Origin of the sequence: Salipiger marinus, assembly GCF_035481585.1 — a bacterium.
Lineage (GTDB): Bacteria > Pseudomonadota > Alphaproteobacteria > Rhodobacterales > Rhodobacteraceae > Salipiger > Salipiger marinus.
On record NZ_JAYKSL010000003.1, the window covers coordinates 70,306 to 89,973 of the forward strand.

At 67.5% G+C, this 19,668-nt stretch carries 18 protein-coding genes and 1 tRNA gene; 10 read left to right on the forward strand and 9 right to left on the reverse strand.

Annotation, left to right across the window (positions count from 1 at the left end; translation table 11 throughout):
• Positions 1-3 precede the first annotated feature (3 nt).
• Positions 4-1,308: an NAD-dependent dihydropyrimidine dehydrogenase subunit PreA gene (gene preA, locus VK682_RS05075; RefSeq protein WP_230796035.1), complete on the forward strand. Its 1,305-nt coding sequence runs from the start codon at positions 4-6 to the stop codon at positions 1,306-1,308.
• 76 nt (positions 1,309-1,384) lie between these two features.
• Here preA and VK682_RS05080 read toward each other — a convergent pair whose 3' ends face one another.
• Both VK682_RS05080 and VK682_RS05085 read right to left on the reverse strand, forming a co-directional pair.
• On the reverse strand, positions 1,385-1,627 hold the full coding sequence (locus VK682_RS05080; RefSeq protein ID WP_089843852.1) for a hypothetical protein: 243 nt from the start codon (positions 1,625-1,627) through the stop codon (positions 1,385-1,387).
• A gap of 23 nt (positions 1,628-1,650) precedes the next feature.
• Complete coding sequence (locus VK682_RS05085; protein ID WP_230796033.1) at positions 1,651-2,301, reverse strand: TetR family transcriptional regulator C-terminal domain-containing protein; 651 nt, start codon at positions 2,299-2,301, stop codon at positions 1,651-1,653.
• Between the two features lie 168 nt (positions 2,302-2,469).
• Here VK682_RS05085 and VK682_RS05090 point away from each other — a divergent pair, with 168 nt between their 5' ends.
• Together VK682_RS05090 and hydA are read left to right on the forward strand one after the other, a co-directional pair.
• On the forward strand, positions 2,470-3,720 hold the full coding sequence (locus VK682_RS05090; protein WP_230796032.1) for a Zn-dependent hydrolase: 1,251 nt from the start codon (positions 2,470-2,472) through the stop codon (positions 3,718-3,720).
• 93 nt (positions 3,721-3,813) lie between these two features.
• The gene (gene hydA, locus VK682_RS05095) at positions 3,814-5,268 is read left to right on the forward strand and encodes a dihydropyrimidinase (protein ID WP_324781531.1); all 1,455 of its coding nucleotides are present in this window, start codon (positions 3,814-3,816) and stop codon (positions 5,266-5,268) included.
• Positions 5,269-5,450: 182 nt separating this feature from the next.
• Here hydA and VK682_RS05100 read toward each other — a convergent pair whose 3' ends face one another.
• Positions 5,451-5,822 carry a hypothetical protein gene (locus tag VK682_RS05100; RefSeq protein ID WP_230796030.1) on the reverse strand — a complete coding sequence of 124 codons (372 nt, stop codon included), beginning with the start codon at positions 5,820-5,822 and terminating at the stop codon, positions 5,451-5,453.
• 92 nt (positions 5,823-5,914) lie between these two features.
• Between VK682_RS05100 and VK682_RS05105 the strand changes: the two genes are divergently transcribed.
• Complete coding sequence (locus tag VK682_RS05105) at positions 5,915-6,646, forward strand: Crp/Fnr family transcriptional regulator (RefSeq protein WP_324781532.1); 732 nt, start codon at positions 5,915-5,917, stop codon at positions 6,644-6,646.
• Between the two features lie 3 nt (positions 6,647-6,649).
• On the opposite strand, the gene VK682_RS05110 is transcribed toward VK682_RS05105, so the two are convergent.
• Positions 6,650-7,672: a LacI family DNA-binding transcriptional regulator gene (locus VK682_RS05110; RefSeq protein WP_089843830.1), complete on the reverse strand. Its 1,023-nt coding sequence runs from the start codon at positions 7,670-7,672 to the stop codon at positions 6,650-6,652.
• A 168-nt stretch (positions 7,673-7,840) separates the two neighbouring features.
• Between VK682_RS05110 and VK682_RS05115 the strand changes: the two genes are divergently transcribed.
• Positions 7,841-7,917 (forward strand) — tRNA-Arg (locus VK682_RS05115).
• A 78-nt stretch (positions 7,918-7,995) separates the two neighbouring features.
• Here VK682_RS05115 and VK682_RS05120 read toward each other — a convergent pair.
• The gene (locus VK682_RS05120) at positions 7,996-8,907 is read right to left on the reverse strand and encodes a LysR family transcriptional regulator (protein ID WP_230796028.1); all 912 of its coding nucleotides are present in this window, start codon (positions 8,905-8,907) and stop codon (positions 7,996-7,998) included.
• A gap of 101 nt (positions 8,908-9,008) precedes the next feature.
• Here VK682_RS05120 and wrbA point away from each other — a divergent pair, with 101 nt between their 5' ends.
• Positions 9,009-9,629, forward strand: coding sequence for an NAD(P)H:quinone oxidoreductase (gene wrbA, locus VK682_RS05125; RefSeq protein WP_230796026.1), 621 nt, complete (start codon positions 9,009-9,011; stop codon positions 9,627-9,629).
• Positions 9,630-9,685: 56 nt separating this feature from the next.
• Here the strand turns inward: wrbA and VK682_RS05130 are convergent, their stop codons facing one another.
• A complete protein-coding gene (locus VK682_RS05130; RefSeq protein WP_230796025.1) occupies positions 9,686-10,708 on the reverse strand; it encodes a GlxA family transcriptional regulator in 1,023 nt (340 codons plus the stop codon).
• Between the two features lie 173 nt (positions 10,709-10,881).
• Between VK682_RS05130 and VK682_RS05135 the strand changes: the two genes are divergently transcribed.
• Positions 10,882-11,712 (forward strand): alpha/beta fold hydrolase, encoded by an 831-nt coding sequence (locus VK682_RS05135; protein WP_230796024.1) that lies wholly within the window; start codon positions 10,882-10,884, stop codon positions 11,710-11,712.
• Positions 11,713-11,755: 43 nt separating this feature from the next.
• Here the strand turns inward: VK682_RS05135 and VK682_RS05140 are convergent, their stop codons facing one another.
• From VK682_RS05140 to VK682_RS05150, 3 genes are all read right to left on the reverse strand, one after another.
• Positions 11,756-14,071 carry a Tex family protein gene (locus tag VK682_RS05140; protein WP_230796023.1) on the reverse strand — a complete coding sequence of 772 codons (2,316 nt, stop codon included), beginning with the start codon at positions 14,069-14,071 and terminating at the stop codon, positions 11,756-11,758.
• A 74-nt stretch (positions 14,072-14,145) separates the two neighbouring features.
• Entirely contained in the window at positions 14,146-14,871 is a 726-nt protein-coding gene (locus VK682_RS05145) for a response regulator transcription factor (protein ID WP_089843811.1), read from the reverse strand.
• On the reverse strand, positions 14,868-16,070 hold the full coding sequence (locus VK682_RS05150) for a sensor histidine kinase (RefSeq protein ID WP_230796022.1): 1,203 nt from the start codon (positions 16,068-16,070) through the stop codon (positions 14,868-14,870). The genes VK682_RS05145 and VK682_RS05150 overlap by 4 nt, the downstream gene beginning before the upstream one ends.
• 218 nt (positions 16,071-16,288) lie before the next feature.
• Between VK682_RS05150 and VK682_RS05155 the strand changes: the two genes are divergently transcribed.
• The 3 genes from VK682_RS05155 to VK682_RS05165 are packed head-to-tail and all read left to right on the forward strand — an operon-like array spanning position 16,289 to position 19,666.
• Entirely contained in the window at positions 16,289-17,299 is a 1,011-nt protein-coding gene (locus tag VK682_RS05155) for an ABC transporter substrate-binding protein (protein WP_324781533.1), read from the forward strand.
• A gap of 5 nt (positions 17,300-17,304) precedes the next feature.
• Positions 17,305-18,735 carry a sugar ABC transporter ATP-binding protein gene (locus VK682_RS05160; protein WP_324781534.1) on the forward strand — a complete coding sequence of 477 codons (1,431 nt, stop codon included), beginning with the start codon at positions 17,305-17,307 and terminating at the stop codon, positions 18,733-18,735.
• A 1-nt stretch (position 18,736) separates the two neighbouring features.
• On the forward strand, positions 18,737-19,666 hold the full coding sequence (locus tag VK682_RS05165; protein WP_089843799.1) for an ABC transporter permease: 930 nt from the start codon (positions 18,737-18,739) through the stop codon (positions 19,664-19,666).
• The last annotated feature ends 2 nt before the right edge of the window (positions 19,667-19,668 follow it).

Consider the following 19,668-nt stretch of genomic DNA (forward strand, 5'->3'; position numbering starts at 1 on the left):
GATATGGCTGATCTTTCCTGTGACTTCGTGGGCATCTCCTCGCCGAACCCGTTCTGGCTGGCCTCGGCGCCGCCCACCGACAAGGAATACAATGTCCGCCGCGCCTATGAGGCAGGCTGGGGCGGGGTGGTGTGGAAAACGCTGGGCGAAGCGGGCCCGCCGGTGGTCAACGTCAACGGTCCCCGCTACGGGGCGATCTGGGGCGCGGACCGGCGGCTGCTGGGGCTCAACAACATCGAACTGATCACCGACCGCCCGCTGGAGGTGAACCTGCGCGAGATCAAGGCGGTGAAGCGCGACTGGCCGGACCGGGCGCTGGTGGTGTCGCTGATGGTGCCCTGCACCGAAGAGGCCTGGAAGGCGATCCTGCCTCTGGTCGAGGAGACGGGGGCGGACGGGGTGGAGCTGAATTTCGGCTGCCCGCATGGCATGAGCGAGCGCGGGATGGGCTCTGCCGTGGGGCAGGTGCCCGACTATATCGAGATGGTGACACGCTGGGTGAAACAGGCCAGCCGCATGCCCTGCATCGTGAAGCTGACGCCGAACATCACCGACATCCGCAAACCCGCAGCGGCGGCGAAACGCGGCGGGGCCGATGCGGTGAGCCTCATCAACACCGTCAACTCGATCACCGCCGTGGATCTGGATCTGTTCGCGCCCGAGCCCACCATCGACGGCAAGGGCGCGCATGGCGGGCTGTGCGGACCGGCGGTCAAACCCATCGCGCTCAACATGGTGGCCGAAATCGCGCGGTCCTCCGAAACGCGGGGCCTGCCGATCTCGGGCATCGGGGGCGTCACCACATGGCGGGATGCGGCGGAATTTCTGGCGCTGGGGGCGGGCAATGTGCAGGTCTGCACGGCGGCCATGACCTATGGGTTCAAGGTGGTGCAGGAGATGACGCGAGGGCTGTCGGAATATCTCGACAGCAAGGAGATCGGGCTTGGCGATCTGATCGGGCGGGCCGTGCCCAATGTCAGCGACTGGCAGCATCTCAACCTGAACGCGGTGTCCAAGGCGCGGATCGACCCGGATCTCTGCATCAGCTGCGGACGCTGCTACGCCGCCTGCGAGGATACCTCGCATCAGGCCATCGCGATGCTGCCGGGCCGGGTTTTCGAGGTCAAGGACGAGGACTGCGTCGCCTGCAACCTGTGCGTCAATGTCTGCCCGGTCGAAAGCTGCATCACCATGGTGCGGCTGCCCGCAGGGGCGGTTGATCCCCGCACCGGGCTGCAGGTGTCAGCGGATCGGGCGGACTGGACGAGGCATCCCAACAATCCGATGGCCCAGCAGGCTGCGGAGTGAGGTTCGAGATTTTTCGACGAAAAATCTCGAAATCGTGCACCGGGAGTCGCGAGAAAATTCGGACGAATTTTCTCGCTCAACACACCACGCGCAGCTGGCCGGAATTGCAGATGATCACATACTGATCGCCGCATTCCAGAAGATGAAATCCGCGCGCCTTAACCTCGGCGATCAGGGCGTCACGTCCGATCTCGCGGTGAACATCGCGGATCTTGCGCCGGACCACGCCGCCCGTCTGTACGGACTTCGCGCCGAAAATCCGTGCCTGCCAGCACCGGTTCGGGATCACGTCTGGCGAAGGGGAGAGATGCGGGTCCATATCCGCACTCTGCGGCATTCTGATTAACGCAGAGTTGACGCCGCAGGAGCGGGAGGTGCCGGGGTCAGCAGCTTCCGAACGACCGTCAGCACATGGTCCTGCGCCGCGCGCCATCCGGCGGATTCGTCGGGGACCAGAATCCGGACCTGCGTGTCAAAATCCGCATAGTGCTGGGTCAGCGCCCAGATCGAGATCAGAACCTGCGCCGGATCGGCCTCTGCCAGACGGCCTTCGTCCATCCAGCGCCGCAGCAGGGCGCATTTGGTGTCAAAAAGCGGCTTCAGCCTGTGCTGCAGATGGGGGTGCATCCGGGGGGCGCCTTGCAGGATCTCATTGGCAAAGAGACGGCTTTCCCGCGGGAAGCGGCGGCTCATCTCCATCTTGCGGCGGACATAGCCCAGAATCTCGTCGAGCGGCTCACCTGCCGGATCGAGATGGTCGAGCGGCGCGAGCCATTTTTCCATCAGCGCATTCAGCAGCTGCACGTGGATGGCTTCTTTGCTCTCGTAATAATAGAGCAGGTTGGGCTTTGACATGCCTGCGGCATCGGCGATCTGGTCCAGAGTCGCGCCGCGGAACCCCTGCTGCGAAAACACCTCCAGCGCCGCCTCAAGGATGCGGCGGCGGTTTCTGGTCTGGATGCGGCTGGTCTTTTTGGCCGGTGTCGCCTCCATGGGGTTCCTCTGCTGCTTTTGCGGGCGCTGCGGGACACTGCCGGACCCTGCCCCGTTGGGGTTTTCTTGACAGGCTTGGGGCGGATTGCAATCGTGGCTTGACCAAACGGTAAAAAATCGCCGCGTCTGTGCAGGCTGCGCGCCGGGACGGGCGGAATGGAGGGCAGAATGGCGGCAGCGGGAGAAAACCTGCGCATCAATGGCGACCGGCTGTGGGACAGCCTGATGGAGATGGCCCGGATCGGCCCCGGAGTTGCGGGGGGCAACAACCGCCAGACCCTGACCGATGCCGATGCCGAAGGCCGCGCGCTGTTCCAACGCTGGTGCGAGGCGGCGGGGATGACCATGGGTCTGGATGCCATGGGCACGATGTTCGCTACCCGCGCGGGCGAGGATCCGGAGGCGCTGCCGGTCTATATGGGCTCGCATCTCGACACCCAGCCGACGGGCGGCAAATATGACGGGGTGCTGGGGGTGCTGGGCGCGCTGGAGGTGGTGCGCAGCATGAACGATCTTGGCATCCGCACCCGGCATCCCATCGTGGTCACCAACTGGTCCAATGAGGAGGGCGCGCGCTTTGCGCCCGCCATGCTGGCCTCCGGCGTCTTTGCCGGGGTGCACACGCTGGATTACGCCTATGGCCGCACCGATCCCGAGGGCAGGACCTATGGCGAGGAACTGGCGCGGATCGGCTGGAAGGGCACCGAGGAGGTGGGCGCGCGCCGGATGCACGCCTATTACGAACTGCATATCGAACAGGGCCCCATTCTGGAGGCGGAGGGCCGGCAGATCGGCGTGGTCACCCATTGTCAGGGCCTGTGGTGGCTGGAATTCACCCTGACGGGACGCGCCGCGCATACCGGGTCCACCCCGATGGCGATGCGGATCAATGCCGGGCTCGCCATGGCGCGGATCATCGAGATGGTGCAGGAGGTGGCGATGGCCGCGCAGCCCGATGCCATGGGCGGCGTGGGGCAGGCGCGGTTCCTGCCGAATTCGCGCAACGTTCTGCCCGGATCGGTGGTCTTCACCGTCGATCTGCGGTCTCCCGATCAGGCGAAGCTGGATGCGCTCCGCGCCGAGGTGGAGGCGCGCGCGCCCGCGATCTGTGCCGAGCTGGGCGTGGGCTGCGCGGTGGAGGTGGTGGGGCATTTTGATCCGGTCACCTTTGCGCCGGATCTGGTGCGCAGCGTGCGTGGTGCCGCCGAACGACTGGGATACAGCCATATGGATGTGGTGTCGGGGGCCGGGCACGATGCCTGCTGGGCGGCGAAGGTGGCGCCCGCCACGATGATCATGTGTCCCTGCGTCGACGGGCTGAGCCATAACGAGGCGGAGGAGATCAGCAAGGACTGGGCGGCGGCGGGGACGGAGGTTCTGTTCCACGCCGTGCTGGAGACAGCGGAACTTCTGCGCTGACAGGGGCTCTGCCCCGTCCGCGGCCGGGGGCCGCGGACTCCCCGGGATATTTGGACCAAGAAGAAGGGGCTGGTCCGCGACAGGGAGCAGGACATGTCCACAGTCATCAAGGGCGGCACCGTGGTCACCGCCGATCTGAGCCGCGCAGCGGATGTGCTGATCGAGGACGGGCGGATCCTCCGCATCGGGCCCGATCTGGCGGGCGACAGCGTGCTGGATGCCAGCGGCTGCTATGTGATGCCGGGCGGGATTGATCCGCATACCCATCTGGAGATGCCCTTCATGGGCACCTATTCGGCGGATGACTTCGACAGCGGCACCCGCGCCGCGCTGGCGGGGGGCACCACGATGGTGGTGGATTTTGCGCTGCCCGCGCCGGGGCAGGGGCTGCTGGACGCGCTGAGGATGTGGGACAACAAGGCGGCCCGCGCGCATTGCGACTATTCCTTCCACATGGCGGTCACATGGTGGTCGGAACAGGTGTTTTCCGAGATGGAGACGGTGGTGCGCGAGCGTGGCATCACCAGCTTCAAGCATTTCATGGCCTACAAGGGCGCGCTGATGGTGAATGACGAGGAGATGTTCGCCTCGTTCCGCCGCTGCGCCGAGCTGGGGGCGATTCCGCTGGTTCATGCCGAAAACGGCGATGTGGTGGCGGAGCTGCAGCGCAGCCTGATGGCGGCGGGCAATACCGGCCCAGAGGCACATGCCTATTCCCGCCCGCCGCAAGTGGAGGGCGAGGCCACCAACCGCGCCATCATGATCGCCGACATGGCGGGGGTGCCGCTCTATGTGGTGCATGTCAGCTGCGAGGAGGCGCATGAGGCCATCCGCCGCGCCCGCCAGCAGGGCAAGCGCGTCTGGGGCGAGCCGCTGATCCAGCATCTGGTGCTGGATGACAGCGCCTATGCCCATCCCGACTGGGATCATGCCGCGCGGCGGGTGATGTCGCCGCCTTTCCGCAACAAGGCGCATCAGGACAGCCTGTGGGCGGGGCTGGCGGCGGGGTCGCTGTCCTGCGTGGCGACCGATCACTGCGCCTTTACCACCGCGCAGAAACGCACCGGGCTTGGCGATTTCACCAAGATCCCGAATGGCACCGGCGGGCTGCAGGACCGGCTGCCGATGCTGTGGACGGCGGGGGTGGCGACGGGGCGGCTGACGCCCGAGGAATTTGTCGCCGTCACCTCGACCAATATCGCCAAGATCCTCAACCTCTATCCGCGCAAGGGCGCGATCATGGAAGGGGCGGATGCGGATATCGTGGTGCTGGATCCGGCGCGGCGCCGCGTGATCTCTGCCGCGGACCAGCAGTCGGCCATCGATTACAACGTCTTCGAAGGCATGGAGGTCTGCGGGCTGCCGCGCTTCGTGCTGTCGCGCGGCAGGGTGGTGGTGACCGAGGGCGCCCTGACATCGCATGAGGGGCAGGGCCGCTTCGTCAGCCGCCCGCCTGCGGGGCCGGTCAACCGGGCGCTGTCGTCGTGGAAGGATCTGACGGCGCCGCGCCCGGTGCCCCGCGGCAGCATCCCCGCCAGCGGCGTCTGAAGGCGCAGCAATGGTAGGCAGAAAAACGGGGTGACGCATGGCGTCACCCCTTCGTTCTTAAATCACCTGTCAGTCGCCTTGGGGGGCCGGATGGGGATGATCGGTCCGGCACGGCGTCAGCACTTATGGACGCGGCGAGACATAGCCGCGGCGGGTGACAGGGATATGACAGAAAACCGGCCCTAGCCTGCGCTGGCGCGGATCAGGCTGGACCACAGGTCGCGGTCGGTGAAGGGGCGGTGCAGAACCTCGAACTCTGCCGCGCGGCTTTCTTCGGCGGCAGAGCCGGTGAGGGCGATTCGGGTTCCCGCGAGGATCAGCGCCTGACCCAGCGCCGAAGTGCGCAGCTCCTCCGGACCCATCTGCACCAGCGCCACCTCGACCGGGCCGTGGTCGTGCAGCAGCGCCAGCGCCGTCTCGGCGCTGCTGGCGGTCAGCACGCCCTCCGCCCCCACTTCTGCGGCGATGGCACGCACCACATCTTCGGCCACGAAGCTGTCCTTCAGCAGCACGAGATAGGTTCTTGCAGGCGACAGGGCCTGTTCCGCGGTCATGGCAATTTCTCCGGATCCTGAGGCTGCATCATGGAACCATTCAAAAGAAGCTGCATTAAACTACGACATAGACGCGACACGGTTTTTACCCCATGACACCAATTTCCTGTGAAACCTGCCCGTTGCGCCGGAAGTCTTTCTTCCGGCCTTTCGAGGAGGAGCAGATAGACTTCCTGACGCGCTTCAAATCAGGGGAACTGACAGTAGATCCCGGCACTCATATTCTTATCGAGGGCTCGACCGCGCCGCAATTCTATACCGTGCTCGACGGCATGGGCTTACGTTACAAGACACTCGAGAACGGGCGGCGGCAGGTCATCAACTTCCTGTTTCCCGGCGATCTGGTCGGGCTGCATGCGGGGCTGCTGGGCGAGATGAAGTATTCGGTGGAAGCCACCACCGCGATGCGGCTCTGTGTCTTCAAACGTGATGATCTGTGGACGCTGTTCCGCAACCAGCCCTCTCTGGCCTATGACGTGACGTGGATCACCGCCGCGGAGGAGCATTTTCTGGGCGAGACGGTGGCCACGCTGGGTCAGCGCAACGGCACGCAGCGCGTCGCCTGGGCGCTGCTGAAAGTCTACCAGCGGCTGCGCGCGCTCGACACCGGCAAGGAGGGCGAGGTGCCGCTGCCCTACCGGCAGCAGGACATGGCCGATGCGCTGGGCCTGTCGCTGGTCCACACCAACAAGACGCTGGCGCGGCTGCGCGAACGGCAGCTTGCCTCGTGGGGGGAGGGCAGGCTGCGCATCCCCGATGTGGACACGCTGGCCGATATGGCGCTGGGCGATGCCTCGCTGCCGGACATGCGCCCGCTGCTCTGACGGCTAGCGGCGCAGCGTGTCGCCATAGGTGATCTTGGGGGTCAGCTCGACGATCCGCTCGAACTCCGCCGCCGGGTTTTCCGTGCGTGCGGCGATGATCTCTGCGGCCTTGCGCCCGATCTCCTCGCGGTGGGCGTCCATCGTGGCCAGACGGCGGGGCAGCCCCTCCAGCAGTTCCACGCCGTTGAACCCGGCAAGCCCGATGGAACCGGGAATGTCGCGGCCCTGCTCCAGCAGGTACAGAAGCCCGCCCGCGCCGATCATGTCGTTGGAGTAATAAAGGAAATCAATCTCCGGCTCGCGCTCCAGCAGCGCCTGCGTCATCTCGCGGCCCTTTTTCAGCGCGGAGCCGCCGGAATAGAATTCCTGATCCACCACCTCGACGCCGCTTTTGGCCAGCGCTTCAGTGAAGCCTTCGAACCGTTTGCGGGCGCGGTGGTCCAGCGGCATCTTGGTGCCCAGAAAGCCGATCTTCTGATAGCCCGCGCGCAGGATCGCCCGCGCCATCTCGCGCCCGGCGCGGCGGTGCGAAATGCCCACGGCGCAGTCCACCGGCGTGCCGTCGATGTCCATGATCTCCACCACCGGAATGCCGGAGGCTTTCATCATGGCCTTGGCCGCTTCGGTATGTTCCAGCCCCGCGATGATCACGCCAGAGGGCCGCCATGACAGCATCTCGTAAAGGACGCGCTCTTCTTTTTCGGGCAGGTAGTCGGTGACACCCACCACCGGCTGCAGGTCGGTCTGTTCCAGCACCGCCGAAATCCCGGCCATCACCTCGGGGAAGACCATGTTGCGCATGGAAGGGATGATGACCGCCACCAGATTGACGCGCTGGCTGGCCAGCGCCCCGGCGATCTTGTTGGGCACATAGCCCAGCGTCTTGGCCGCCTCCAGCACACGGGCGCGGGTCGATTCCGACACGTCGCCGCGGTTGCGCAGCACCCGGCTGACCGTCATTTCCGACACGCCAGAGGCTTCCGACACGTCTCTGAGCGTCAGCGGGCGCGGATCATCGTCTGCCACGGCGGGGCCTCCTTGATGCGGAAATTACCGGGGATGTTATCCGTTTCCCCCGCGCGCACAAGGTCTTGCCGCAGCCCGCGGCGATTTCCCCGCGCCCCCCGCCGGGCAGGGCCGCAGCGTCGCTTCCGGGATGACAAGCCCGCCGCATCGCGCTATGGAACGGCGCGTGGTCCCGTGGCTCAACTGGATAGAGCAGCCCCCTCCTAAGGGGCAGGTTGCAGGTTCAAGTCCTGCCGGGATCACCAGTCTTTCCTCGCTGCTGCGTCTGGGTCAGGGGGGCTTCTCTTTGGTTCAATGAACCTCGACTGCTGCCGTCGCGCCGGTCAGGCCGGGCTGGACAGGGTCTGAAACTCCAGCACCAGATGATCGATGAAGGCCCGCAGCGCCGGGGCGCGGGCGGTTTCACGCGAATAGACGGCGTAGATCGTGCCGACATGGGTGGTCAGATCCGGCAGGATCCGCTCCAGTTCCCCCGCCGCGATCTCTCGCGCGCAGAAATGTTCGGGCAGCTGCGCCACGCCCAGCCCCCGGACCGCCGCGCGGCGCAGCGTTTCCATGTTGCTGGTGACCAGCCGGGGCGCCACGCGCACGGTCGAGACGGCGCCGGTCTGGTCCACCATGCGCCAGTCGCCTTCCTCTCCGGGCAGGACCAGCGCCGGAAGCTCCGCGATGTCGCGCAGGTCACGCAGATCCGGGGCCGCGCGCAGCAGGGCGGGGGCGGCGACAAGGATGCCGCGCGACAGGCCAAGCCGCCGCGTCACGAAAGAGGCGCCCGCCTCCATCTGGGTGCGGGCGCGCAGGGCGATGTCCACATTGTCGGTGATCAGGTCGACCGGGCGGCCCTGCACCAGCAGCTCCACCTCCACCTTGGGATAGGTCTTCAGGAAGGTCAGGATGACCTCGTCCACAAGGTTTTCCAGCAGGCCCTGCGGACAGCTGACCCGCAGCCGCCCCGATGGCCCCTCGATCACGGCGGCGGCGGCAAGCCGGGCGGCCTGAAACGCCTCGACCATGTCGCGGCTATGGGCGCTGACGATGCGCCCGATCTCGGTGGGGCGCAGGCTGCGGGTCGTCCGTTCGATCAGCCGCACGCCCAGATCGGTTTCCAGCCGGGCGATGCTTTTGCTCAGGGTGCTTTTCGGCAGGCCCAGTTCGCGCGCGGCGGCGGCGAAGGAGCCCTTGTCCATCACCTTCTGGAAATGGGCGAGATCATCGAGGCTGGGCAGTTTTGGCATCGCGATTGTCCACCTGGGGGAACAGTGAAACGGGAAATGACCGGCTACTGACAGATCCCGCGCGGGGCTAGGGTCCGGCCATCAAGCAAGGGAAACAACCGATGACCAGCTCTGTCCAGACCCGTCTGACCGTCCTTTACTACAGCAGCACCGGCGGCACTCATGCCATGGCCGAGGCGGTTGCGGCGGGGGCTGCCAGCACCGGCGCCGAGGTGCGGCTGCGCCGCGCCGCCGAACTGGCCCCCGAGGCCGCGATCGACAGCATGCCCGCATGGCGCGCCCATCTGGAGGCGACCCGCGACGTGCCGGAAATCACCCATGCCGACATGGAATGGGCCGATGGCTTTGTCATCGGCACGCCCACCCGCTTTGGCCTGCCCGCCGCGCAGATCAAGCAGTTCATCGACAGCTGCGGCGGGCTGTGGATGGCGGGCCACCTGACCGACAAGGTGGCCAGCGCCTTTGGCGGGGCGGGCAATGCCCATGGCGGGCAGGAAGCCACCCTGCTGGCGCTGCAGACCGTGTTCTATCACTGGGGCGCGATCCTTGTGCCGCCGGGCTATACCGATCCTTCGATCCATGCCGCCGGGGGCAACCCCTATGGCACCAGCTTCACCGACCCGCGCGGCGCGGCGCTGCCCGAACCGGTGCTGCAGGCGGCGCGGCATCAGGGCGCGCGCACCGCCCGCTGGGCCGCGCTGGCCCGCCAGATGCGCGCCTGACCAAGCCCGCCGGGGGCAGGATCAGGCGCCGCTGACCCGCCCTCGGCAGCGCCGTCTCAGCCCTTGGCAGGAGGGGGCGCGCGCTCCTCGGGGGCGATGCCGAACTGCTGGCGATAGGCGGCGGGGGGCAGGCCCGCCAGCTTCTGGAACAGCTTGCGAAAGGTGGCCGCGTCGGAATAGCCCACATCCCATGCGATGCGGTCCACCGGCAGCAGCGTCCGCTCCAGCGCCTCCCGCGCCTTGGCGATGCGCACCTGCTGCAGATATTCCACCGGGGTCATGCCGGTCGCGGCGCGGAACCGGCGCAGGAAGGTGCGGCTGGTCATGCCCGCGCGCCCGGCCAGATCGGCCACCCCCTCCAGCGTGGCGGCTTCGGCGTGGATCTGATGCTGCACCTGCCGGATCGGGTCGTCGCCATGATCGAAGCGCGGGATGAACTGGGCAAAAGGCCGCTGACTGTGGCGGGGCGGCTCGATCAGCAGGAACCGCGCGGTGGCCAGCATCGTGGCCGGCCCCAGAAGCCGCCCCACCAGCGTCAGCCCCAGATCGGCCCAGGCGAGGATCCCGCCCGCCGTCAGGATGTCGCCCTCGTCCACCACCATCATGCTGTCGGCAAGCTGCACCTTGGGGAAGCGTTCGGCAAGCTGGCGGGCAAAGGCCCAGTGCGTGGTGGCGCGCCGCCCGTCGATCAGCCCGGTTTCCGCCAGCACGAACGCGCCCGCGCAGACCGAACACAGCGTGGCACCTTCGGCATGGCGCGCGGACAACCAGCGCGCGGCGATGGGCTGCGGCGCCATGCGGTCGGGCTGGATCAGGCTGGGCGGCGTGATGGCATGGCTCAGCCGGTGCGGGGCGCCGGGATGGCTGTCCCAGATGCAGGTGACGCTGTCGCCCGTCGCCTGCCAGTGGGTGACGCGGATGTGCCGGGCGGGCGCGCCCGACCATTCGCCCGCGATGCGGAACAGGTCGGTCAGCCCGTAGATCGCCGCAAGCTGGCAGTCCGGGTAGATCAGCAGACCGATTTCGGCGGCAGGTCCGGGGTCCGAGGGTCTTGTCTGTTTTGCCACGGTATTTGTCATTTCCGCCACGTCCTTTGCTGCCCCGCCTTGGGTAGGGTGATCCAGTCGAACCGGAAAGGACCGACGCTGATCAAGGCCTGACCCGCCGCACACTGAGATCCACCGGGGCCGCCACGGCTGCCCTTCTGCTGATGACCCGCACCACCTTTGCACAGACCACAGGAGATTTCCCCATGGCAACGTTTGAAACCCGCGACGGCACCACGCTGTTTTACAAGGACTGGGGCCCGCGCGACGCGCAGGCGCTGGTGTTCCACCACGGCTGGCCGCTGTCGGCGGATGACTGGGACGCGCAGATGCTGTATTTTCTGGACCGCGGCTACCGCGTCATCGCCCATGACCGCCGCGGCCATGGCCGGTCCGACCAGACCGACACCGGCAATGACATGGACACCTACGCGCAGGATGTCATCGATCTGGCCCGCGCGCTGGATCTGCGGGATGCGATCCATATCGGCCATTCCACCGGCGGGGGCGAGGTGGCGCGCTATGCCGCCCGTGCCGAACCGGGCCGCATCGCCAAGGCCGTGCTGATCGGCGCGGTGCCCCCGGTGATGGCCCGCACCGACAGCAACCCCGACGGCATCCCGCTGGAGGTGTTCGACGGCTTCCGGGCGGCACTGGCGGCCAACCGGGCGCAGTTCTTCCTCGATATCCCGTCGGGGCCGTTCTACGGCTTCAACCGCGAGGGGGCCACGGTGCATCAGGGCCTGATCCAGAACTGGTGGCGGCAGGGCATGGCAGGGGGCGCCAAGGCGCATTACGACTGCATCAAGGCCTTTTCAGAGACCGATTTCACCGAGGATCTGAAGGCGCTGACCATCCCCGTGCTGGTGATCCATGGCGAAGACGACCAGATCGTGCCGATCGCCAATTCCGCGCACAAGGCCATCACGCTGCTGCGGAACGGCACGCTCAAGGTCTATCCCGGCCTGTCGCATGGTCTGTTCGCCACGCATCCCGAGGTGATCAACCCCGATCTGCTGGCCTTCGTGCAGGCCTGACGGCGGGGGCAGGGGGCAGGGCAGCCTGCCCCCCGTGCCGCTCTCAGGGCTTGCGCTTCATCGCATCCAGAAGCGCTGCCCCCAGCGCGCCCTGACCGGCACCTGCGCCTTTGGGGGCGGCCTGCATCGGGCCGCGCGGGGTCTTGCCCTGCGGGCGGGGGCTGTCCTTGCCGCGCGGCGCGGGCTTTTCGCCGCCGCCATCCTTGCGCATGGTCAGGCCGATGCGCTTGCGCGGCACGTCCACCTCGGTCACCCGGACCTTGACCACATCGCCCGCTTTCACCACCTCGTGCGGGTCTTTCACGAACCGGTCGGCCAGCTGGCTGACATGCACCAGCCCGTCCTGATGCACGCCGATATCCACAAAGGCGCCAAAGGCCGCGACATTGGTCACCGTGCCTTCCAGCAGCATGCCGGGGCGCAGGTCGGTGATGCTGTCCACGCCCTCGGCAAAGCTTGCGGTGACAAAATCCGGGCGCGGATCGCGGCCCGGCTTTTCCAGTTCCGACAGGATGTCGCGCACCGTGGGCAGGCCGAAACGGTCATCGACAAATTCCTCGGCGCGCAGGCCCTTCAGCGCCTGCCCGTCGCCCATGATCTGGCGGATGTCGCGGCCACAGGCCTTCACGATGCGCCGCGCCACGCCATAGGCCTCGGGATGGACCGAGGAGGCATCCAGCGGCTCTTCGCCGTCGCGGATGCGCAGGAAACCCGCGCATTGCTCGAACGCCTTGGGGCCAAGCCCGGTGACCTTCAGCAGCGCCTTGCGCGCGCGGAAGGCGCCGTTCTGGTCGCGATGGCTGACGATGGCCTGCGCCAGCGACGGGCCCAGCCCCGCCACATGCGCCAGCAGCGGGGCCGAGGCGGTGTTGAGATCGACGCCGACGCCGTTCACCGCATCCTCCACCACCGCTTCCAGCGCCTGCGCCAGACGGCGCTGGTCGACATCGTGCTGATACTGGCCGACCCCGATGCTCTGCGGGGTGATTTTCACCAGTTCCGCCAGCGGATCCTGCAACCGGCGCGCGATGGACACGGCCCCGCGCAGGCTGACATCCAGATCGGGAAATTCCTTTGCCGCCAGTTCCGACGCGGAATAGACCGACGCCCCCGCTTCGGAGACGATGACCTTCACCGGCTTTTTCACCCCCGCAGGCAGCAGGCCCAGCACATCGGTCACCAGCCGTTCGCTTTCGCGGCTGGCGGTGCCGTTGCCGATGGCGATCAGTTCGATCCCGTGGCGCTTGATCAGATCCAACAGCGTGGCCGTGGCGCCGCGAATGTCGTTTTTCGGCTGGAAGGGATAGATGGTGGCGGTCTCCAGCACCTTGCCGGTGGCATCCACCACCGCGACCTTGCAGCCGGTGCGGATGCCGGGATCAAGCCCCAGCGTCGCCTTGGCCCCTGCGGGCGCGGCCAGCAGCAGGTCGCGCAGGTTGCGGGCAAAGACCGCGATCGCCTCGTCATGGGCGCGGCGGCGCAGGTCGGTCATCAGATCCACATACATGGTCAGGCTCAGCTTGACCCGCCAGCACCAGTCCGCCACGCCGCGCAGCCAGCGGTCGCCGGGGCCGTCGCCGCGGATGCCGATGGCGGCGGCCACCAGATCCTCGCCGCGCCGGGTGGCGGTGTCGGGATCGGGCGCGATTTCCACCGTCACGATCTCTTCCTTCGAGGCGCGCAGGATCGCCAGCGCCCGGTGCGACGGGATCGCGGACCATTTTTCGCGATGGTCGAAGTAATCCGAGAATTTGGCGCCCTCGGCTTCCTTGCCGGTCACCACGCGGGCAGAGATCACCGCCTCGGCGCGCATGAACTCGCGCAGGTTGCCCAGAAGGGCGGCGTTTTCGCTCAGTTCCTCGCCAAGGATGTCGCGCGCGCCCTCCAGCGCCTCTTTCACGCCGGGGACGTTTTCGCCCAGATAGCCCTGCGCCAGCGCCGCCGGATCGGTGCCGCGGCTGGACAGGATGGCGCGCAGCAGCGGCTCCAGCCCGTTTTCGCGGGCGATCATGGCGCGGGTGCGGCGCTTGGGCTTGTAGGGCAGGTAGATGTCTTCGAGCGTGGCCTTGGTTTCCGCCCCCTCGATGGCGCGGTCCAGCGCGTCGGTCAGCTTGCCCTGTTCGCGGATCGACTCGCGGATCGCCTTGCGCCGGGTTTCCAGCTCGCGCAGATAGCCAAGCCGCTCTGACAGGGTGCGCAGCTGGGTGTCATCCAGCCCGCCGGTCACTTCCTTGCGGTAGCGCGCCACGAAGGGCACCGTGGCGCCGCCATCCAGAAGCTGCACCGCGGCGGCCACCTGCTGCGGGCTGGCCTGAATTTCGGTGGCGATGGTGCGGGCGATGCGGGTCTGGCTGTCCACGGCGGCGCTCTCCTCTTGGGTCCGGATCGCTGTCTTACCGATCCGCGGCCCGCCCGCCAAGGGGGCGCGCGGGATCAGGCGGCGCCCCGCGCGCGCCGCACCAGCCAGCGGTCATATTCCCGCTGCGCGCCTTCCAGCGTTTCCACGTTCAGCGTGCGGGTGCTGAAGGCGCGGGACAGCGCCCGCACCCGTTTGTTGAGCGCGGGGCCCTCGTCCTCGCCCTCGACCCCCAGCTTGTCGTAAAGCGACAGCAGCCGGTTCTGCACGGTGCGCAGCGACATGCCGCGCCGTTCCGCGATCAGCTTGTCCTGCAGCCCCAGCGCCAGATCCAGCAGCACCGCATATTCGCTGTCATCCAGCGCCTGCCGGGGCGAGCCGGTGCGGCGCTGCAGGCGGTGAATCTCGCGGTCGACCATGATCTGGCCCTCGACCAGCACGGCGCGCAGCGCCAGCTTCAGCCGTTCGCGGGTGGCGGTTTTCAGCACATAGCCATAGGCGCTGTCTTCGGGGACGATACGCGAGATGCCGCGCAGATAGGCCTCGTCGGAATAGTTGGACCAGAACAGGATGCGGGTGCGGGGACGTTCGGCCCAGATCGCGCGCGCCGCCTCGATGCCGTTGCGGCGGTCCATCTGCAGATCCATCACCACGGCTTCGATGCGGGTGGCGCGGGCCTCGGCCTCGCCTGCGGCGCCATCGGTGGCGTGCAGGGTCTCGGTGACCTCGGGCAGGGCCTCGGCCAGCACATCCTGCAGGAAGGTGGCGTGGAACGGATCATCCTCGACCAGCAGAACCCTCATGCCGTGCCCTCCGCGCCCGCAGGCAGGGTGACGGTGACGCAGGTGCCGCCATCCGCCACGATTTCCAGATCCGCGCCCACCAGATGCGCGCGGGTGCGCAGATGCGCCAGCCCCGAATGTCGCCCGCCGCCATCGGCGCCAATGCCGCAGCCGTCGTCGCGGATGATGACGCGCAGCCGGGCTGCGGCATCGCGGGTGATGCTGACCACGATATGCGTGGCGCGGGCATGGCGGGCGGCGTTGTTGATCGCCTCCTGCGCGATGCGGTACAGCGCCGTGCGCGCCGTGGGGTTCAGCCGGTCGGGTGCGCCTTCGGTGGCATCCTCCACGTCGATGGTCACCGGGTCGCTGCCGACCGCGCGTTCCAGATGCACCCGCACCGCATGGGCAAAGCCGAACAGATCCAGCAGCGTCGGCACCGCCATGTCGATCAGCCGCCGCAGGTCGTCGATGGTGTCGGTGACGCGCTTGGCCAGCAGGTCGCGGTCCAGCGGCGCCTCGCTGGTCAGGTCGCGCAAGATGCGGGTCAGGTCGGCCAGCGTCTGATCATGCAGATCCATGCCGATGCGCTGGCGCTCCTGTTCCAGCGCCTGCGTCAGTTCCAGCGCGCCGCGCCGCAGCCCGTCGGCCTGTTCCTGCGCCCGCGCCCGCGCCCGCGCCGCCTGCTGCGCCTTTTCCGCCGCGTGCAGGGCGTGGAAATGCGGCGACAGCACCTGCGACAGTTCCCGCACCGCCTCCACCTGCGCCATGCCGTAAAGACCTTCGATGTTGTGCGACACGTTGAGCGTGCCGATCACCCGGCCCATCACCACCATGGGCACGTTGATGCGCGACCGCAGGCGATGGTTCAGGATCGGTTCGCAGCAGGCGCCGGGATAGGTGTAGCGCGGATCGGTCATCGCATTGGCGGTCAGCATCAGGTCGGTGCGTCCGGTCAGCAGTTCGCGCACCGGGGAATACTGCACCCGCGTGCGCTTGCGCGACCAGCGCGTTTCTATGCCCACCTCGTAGCTGACCACCCAGCCGGGGCTGTCATGCAGGCAGATGTCGGCATGGGTATAGGACACGATCTCCGCGATCTGCGGCGCCACCGCCGACAGGGCAGAGCGAATCTCCACCACGCCCGCCAGCTGTGCGCCAAGCCGCAGGATCACGTCCCCGCGCGCGGGCGGGTCGGCTGCCATCTGTGCTGCTGTCATCTCTCCTCCGGACGCGGGTTTTGCGCGTCTCCGCAAGAATGCCCTGTGTCCGTCGCAAAGAAAACACCGATTCCCGCAGCCAAGATGCGGGTTCCCGCATCCGATCTGCGGGATGCTCACTTTACAGGCGGCAGCGGGCAGGGTCACCATCATGCCAGTGCCCGTGGAGGACGGGCGATCGGACGCACCGCCGTGATGCGGGCGCAAAGGGAGGCGACATGACCATTTCCAGACTGCTGCTTGGGGCGGCGACGCTTGCTGTGACCGCAGGTGCCGCCATGGCGGAAACCAGCGACAAGCGCATCGCGCTCAGCAACAACTACGCGGGCAATTCGTGGCGGCAGGCGATGCTGCAGACCTTCGAAGAAGTCGGCGGGCAGGCCGTTTCCGACGGTGTGGTGGCGGCGGCGGATGCCTATACCACCTCGGAAAATCAGGCCACCGAACAGGCCGCGCAGATCCAGAACATGATCCTGCAGGGCTATGACGCGATCATCCTCAACGCCGCGTCGCCCACGGCGCTGAACGGCGCCGTGGAAGAGGCCTGCAATGCAGGCGTCACCGTGGTCAGCTTCGACGGCATCGTGACTGCCCCCTGCGCATGGCGCATCGCGGTGGATTTCAAGGCGATGGGCCGCGAACAGGTCGACTATCTGGCGGAGCGTCTGCCCGAGGGCGGCAACCTGCTGGAAATCCGCGGTCTGGCTGGCGTGTTCGTGGATGACGAAATCCACGCAGGCATCGAAGACGGCGTGGCCGCGCATGACAAGTTCACCATCGCCGGGTCGGTGAACGGCGACTGGGCGCAGGAAGTCGCGCAGAAGGCCGTTGCAGGCATCCTGCCCTCGCTGCCCGAGATCGTGGGCGTGGTGACGCAGGGCGGCGACGGCTATGGCGCCGCCGAGGCGTTCAAGGCCGCAGGCCGCGACATGCCGCTGATCGTGCTGGGCAACCGGCAGGACGAAATGGCGTGGTGGGCCGAACAGCGCGACGCGAACGGCTACGAGACCATGTCGCTGTCCATCGCGCCCGGCGTCGCCTCGCTGGCGTTCTGGGTCGCGCAGCAGATCCTCGACGGGCAGGAAGTGCCGAAGGATCTGGTGGTGCCCTTCCTGAAGGTCACGCAGGACACGCTGGACGAGGCGCTGGAAAGCACCCCCGAAGGGTCGGTCGCCAACACCGTCTACACGCTGGATGACGCGAAGGCCGTCATCGCAGAGGCGAAATAACCCTCATGCACAGCGCAGCCGCAGCGGCTGCGCCGATCGTCGCCCTGACTGACGCCGCCAAGCATTTTGGCGCGGTCAGGGCGCTCGACGGCGTGAGCCTGTCCATCTCTCCCGGGGAATGTCTGGGGCTTGTCGGCCATAACGGCGCGGGCAAGTCCACTCTGGTCAATGTGGTGAATGGCGGGCTTTCGCCGTCGGCGGGCACCGTCGCCTTTCCGGCCTCCGGCGCGGGCAGCGCGCTGGGCGCGGGCGTGCGGTCGGTGTTTCAGGAACTGTCGCTCTGCCCCAACCTGACGGTGGCGGAGAACCTGCGCATTTCCCATGCCGCGCTGAAGGGGCTGCGCTGGCGCGGTCAGGCGCGGGAGGAAATCGCGCAGGCGCTGGATCAGGTGTTTCCGGGCCATGGCATCGCCGCAGATGCGCCGGTGGACAGCCTGAGCATCGCACAGCGCCAGATGGTCGAGATCGCCATCGGCTTTGCCCCGCGCGGCACAGAGGCGCGGCTGGTGATCCTTGACGAGCCGACATCCTCGCTCGATGCGGGGATCGCGGAGCAGCTTCTGAGCCATATCAAACGGTTCTGCGCCGCCGGGGGCGCGGTCATCTTCATCTCGCACATGCTGGGCGAGATCTTTGCCGTGGCCACGCGGATCCTTGTGATGAAGGACGGGCGCGTGGTCGCCGACGAGCCTGCGGACCGCTTTACCCGGCAGGGGCTGGTGGATGCCATGGGCCATGTCGCCCCCGATGCCGCCGCTGTCGAGGCGGCGCGCAGCTTTGGCGAGACCGTGGTGACCACCCCCGAAGGGCTGACCGCGCGGCGGGGCGAAATCGTGGGCCTGTCGGGGCTTGCGGGCCATGGTCAGGCCGAGGCGCTGGCCCGGCTCTATCTGGGCGCCACCTCGTCCTGGCGCGCGCCCAAGGCTGCGCCCATGGTGTTTGTCGCGGGTGACCGGGGCCGCGACGGCGTGCTGCCGCTGTGGTCGATCCTGCGCAACGCCACCGTGTCGATCCTGCCGCGCATCGCGCGGCGCGGGCTGGTCGACCGGGCCGAAGAATCCCGCATTGCCGCCGACTGGAAAGCCCGCATCGGCATCCGCACCGAAGACGTGACCAATCCAATCCTGTCGCTGTCGGGCGGCAACCAGCAGAAGGTGCTGTTTGCCCGCGCGCTGGCCTCTGACGCGCCGGTGGTGGTGATGGACGATCCCATGCGCGGCGTCGACGTGGGCACGAAACAGGATGTCTATGCCATGATCCGCGCCGAGGCCGCGCGGGGCCGCACCTTCCTGTGGTATTCCACCGAAACCGAGGAGGTCTGCCAGTGCGACCGCGTCTTCGTCTTCCGCGACGGGCAGATCTCTGCCGAACTGACCGGGGCCGACATCACCGAGGAACGCATCCTGAGCGCCTCTTTCGAAATGGCGGAGGCCTGACATGACCCTGTTCGCCCGTTACCGGATTCTGCTGCCGGTGCTGTCGCTTGCCATCCTGCTGGCCGCCACCTTCTACATGCAGCCGCGCGCCATGAGCTATTTCGGCGTCAACCTGCTGTTCAACCTCGCGGTGCCCATCGCGCTCGCCACCATCGCGCAGATGTGCATCATCATGGTGAATGACATCGACCTGTCGCTGGGCGCCTTCGTGTCGCTGGTGGCCTGTGTCGTCGCCACCTTTCTCAACGACACGCCGCTGCTGGGGCTGGTGATCCTGCTGGCGCTGGTGCTGGCCTATGCCGCGCTTGGGGCGGTGATCCATGCGCTGGATCTGCCCGCCATCGTGGTGACGCTGGGCATGTCCTTCGTCTGGGGCGGGCTTGCGCTGTTCATCCTGCCCTCGCCGGGGGGCAGCAGCCCCGACTGGCTGCGCACGCTGATGACGGTCAAGCCGCCCTTCGTGCCCATGGCCGTGGTCGCCTCGGTGCTGATCGCGGGGATCACGCATCTGCTGTTCATCCGCTCCGGGCTTGGCACCGTGCTGCGCGGGGTGGGGGGCAATGCCCGCTCGGTGGCGCGGGCGGGCTGGCCGGTGATCCGGCTCAAGGCGCTGGCCTATGGCTGCGCGGGGCTTTTCGGAGTGCTGGCGGGCATGGCGCTGGTGGGGCTTACCACCTCTGCCGATGCCAATATCGCGCTGCGCTACACGCTGCTGTCCATCGCGGGGGTGATCCTTGGCGGCGGCGAATTCACCGGCGGCAAGGTCAGCCCGGTGGGGGCGGTGATCGGCGCGCTGACGCTGACGCTGGCGGCTTCGTTCCTCAGCTTCCTGCGGCTGTCGCCCGACTGGCAGATCGGCGCGCAGGGCGCGATCCTCATTCTGGTTCTCACGGCGCGGCTGCTGTTCACCCGCCGCGACGCGCAGGCCTAAGG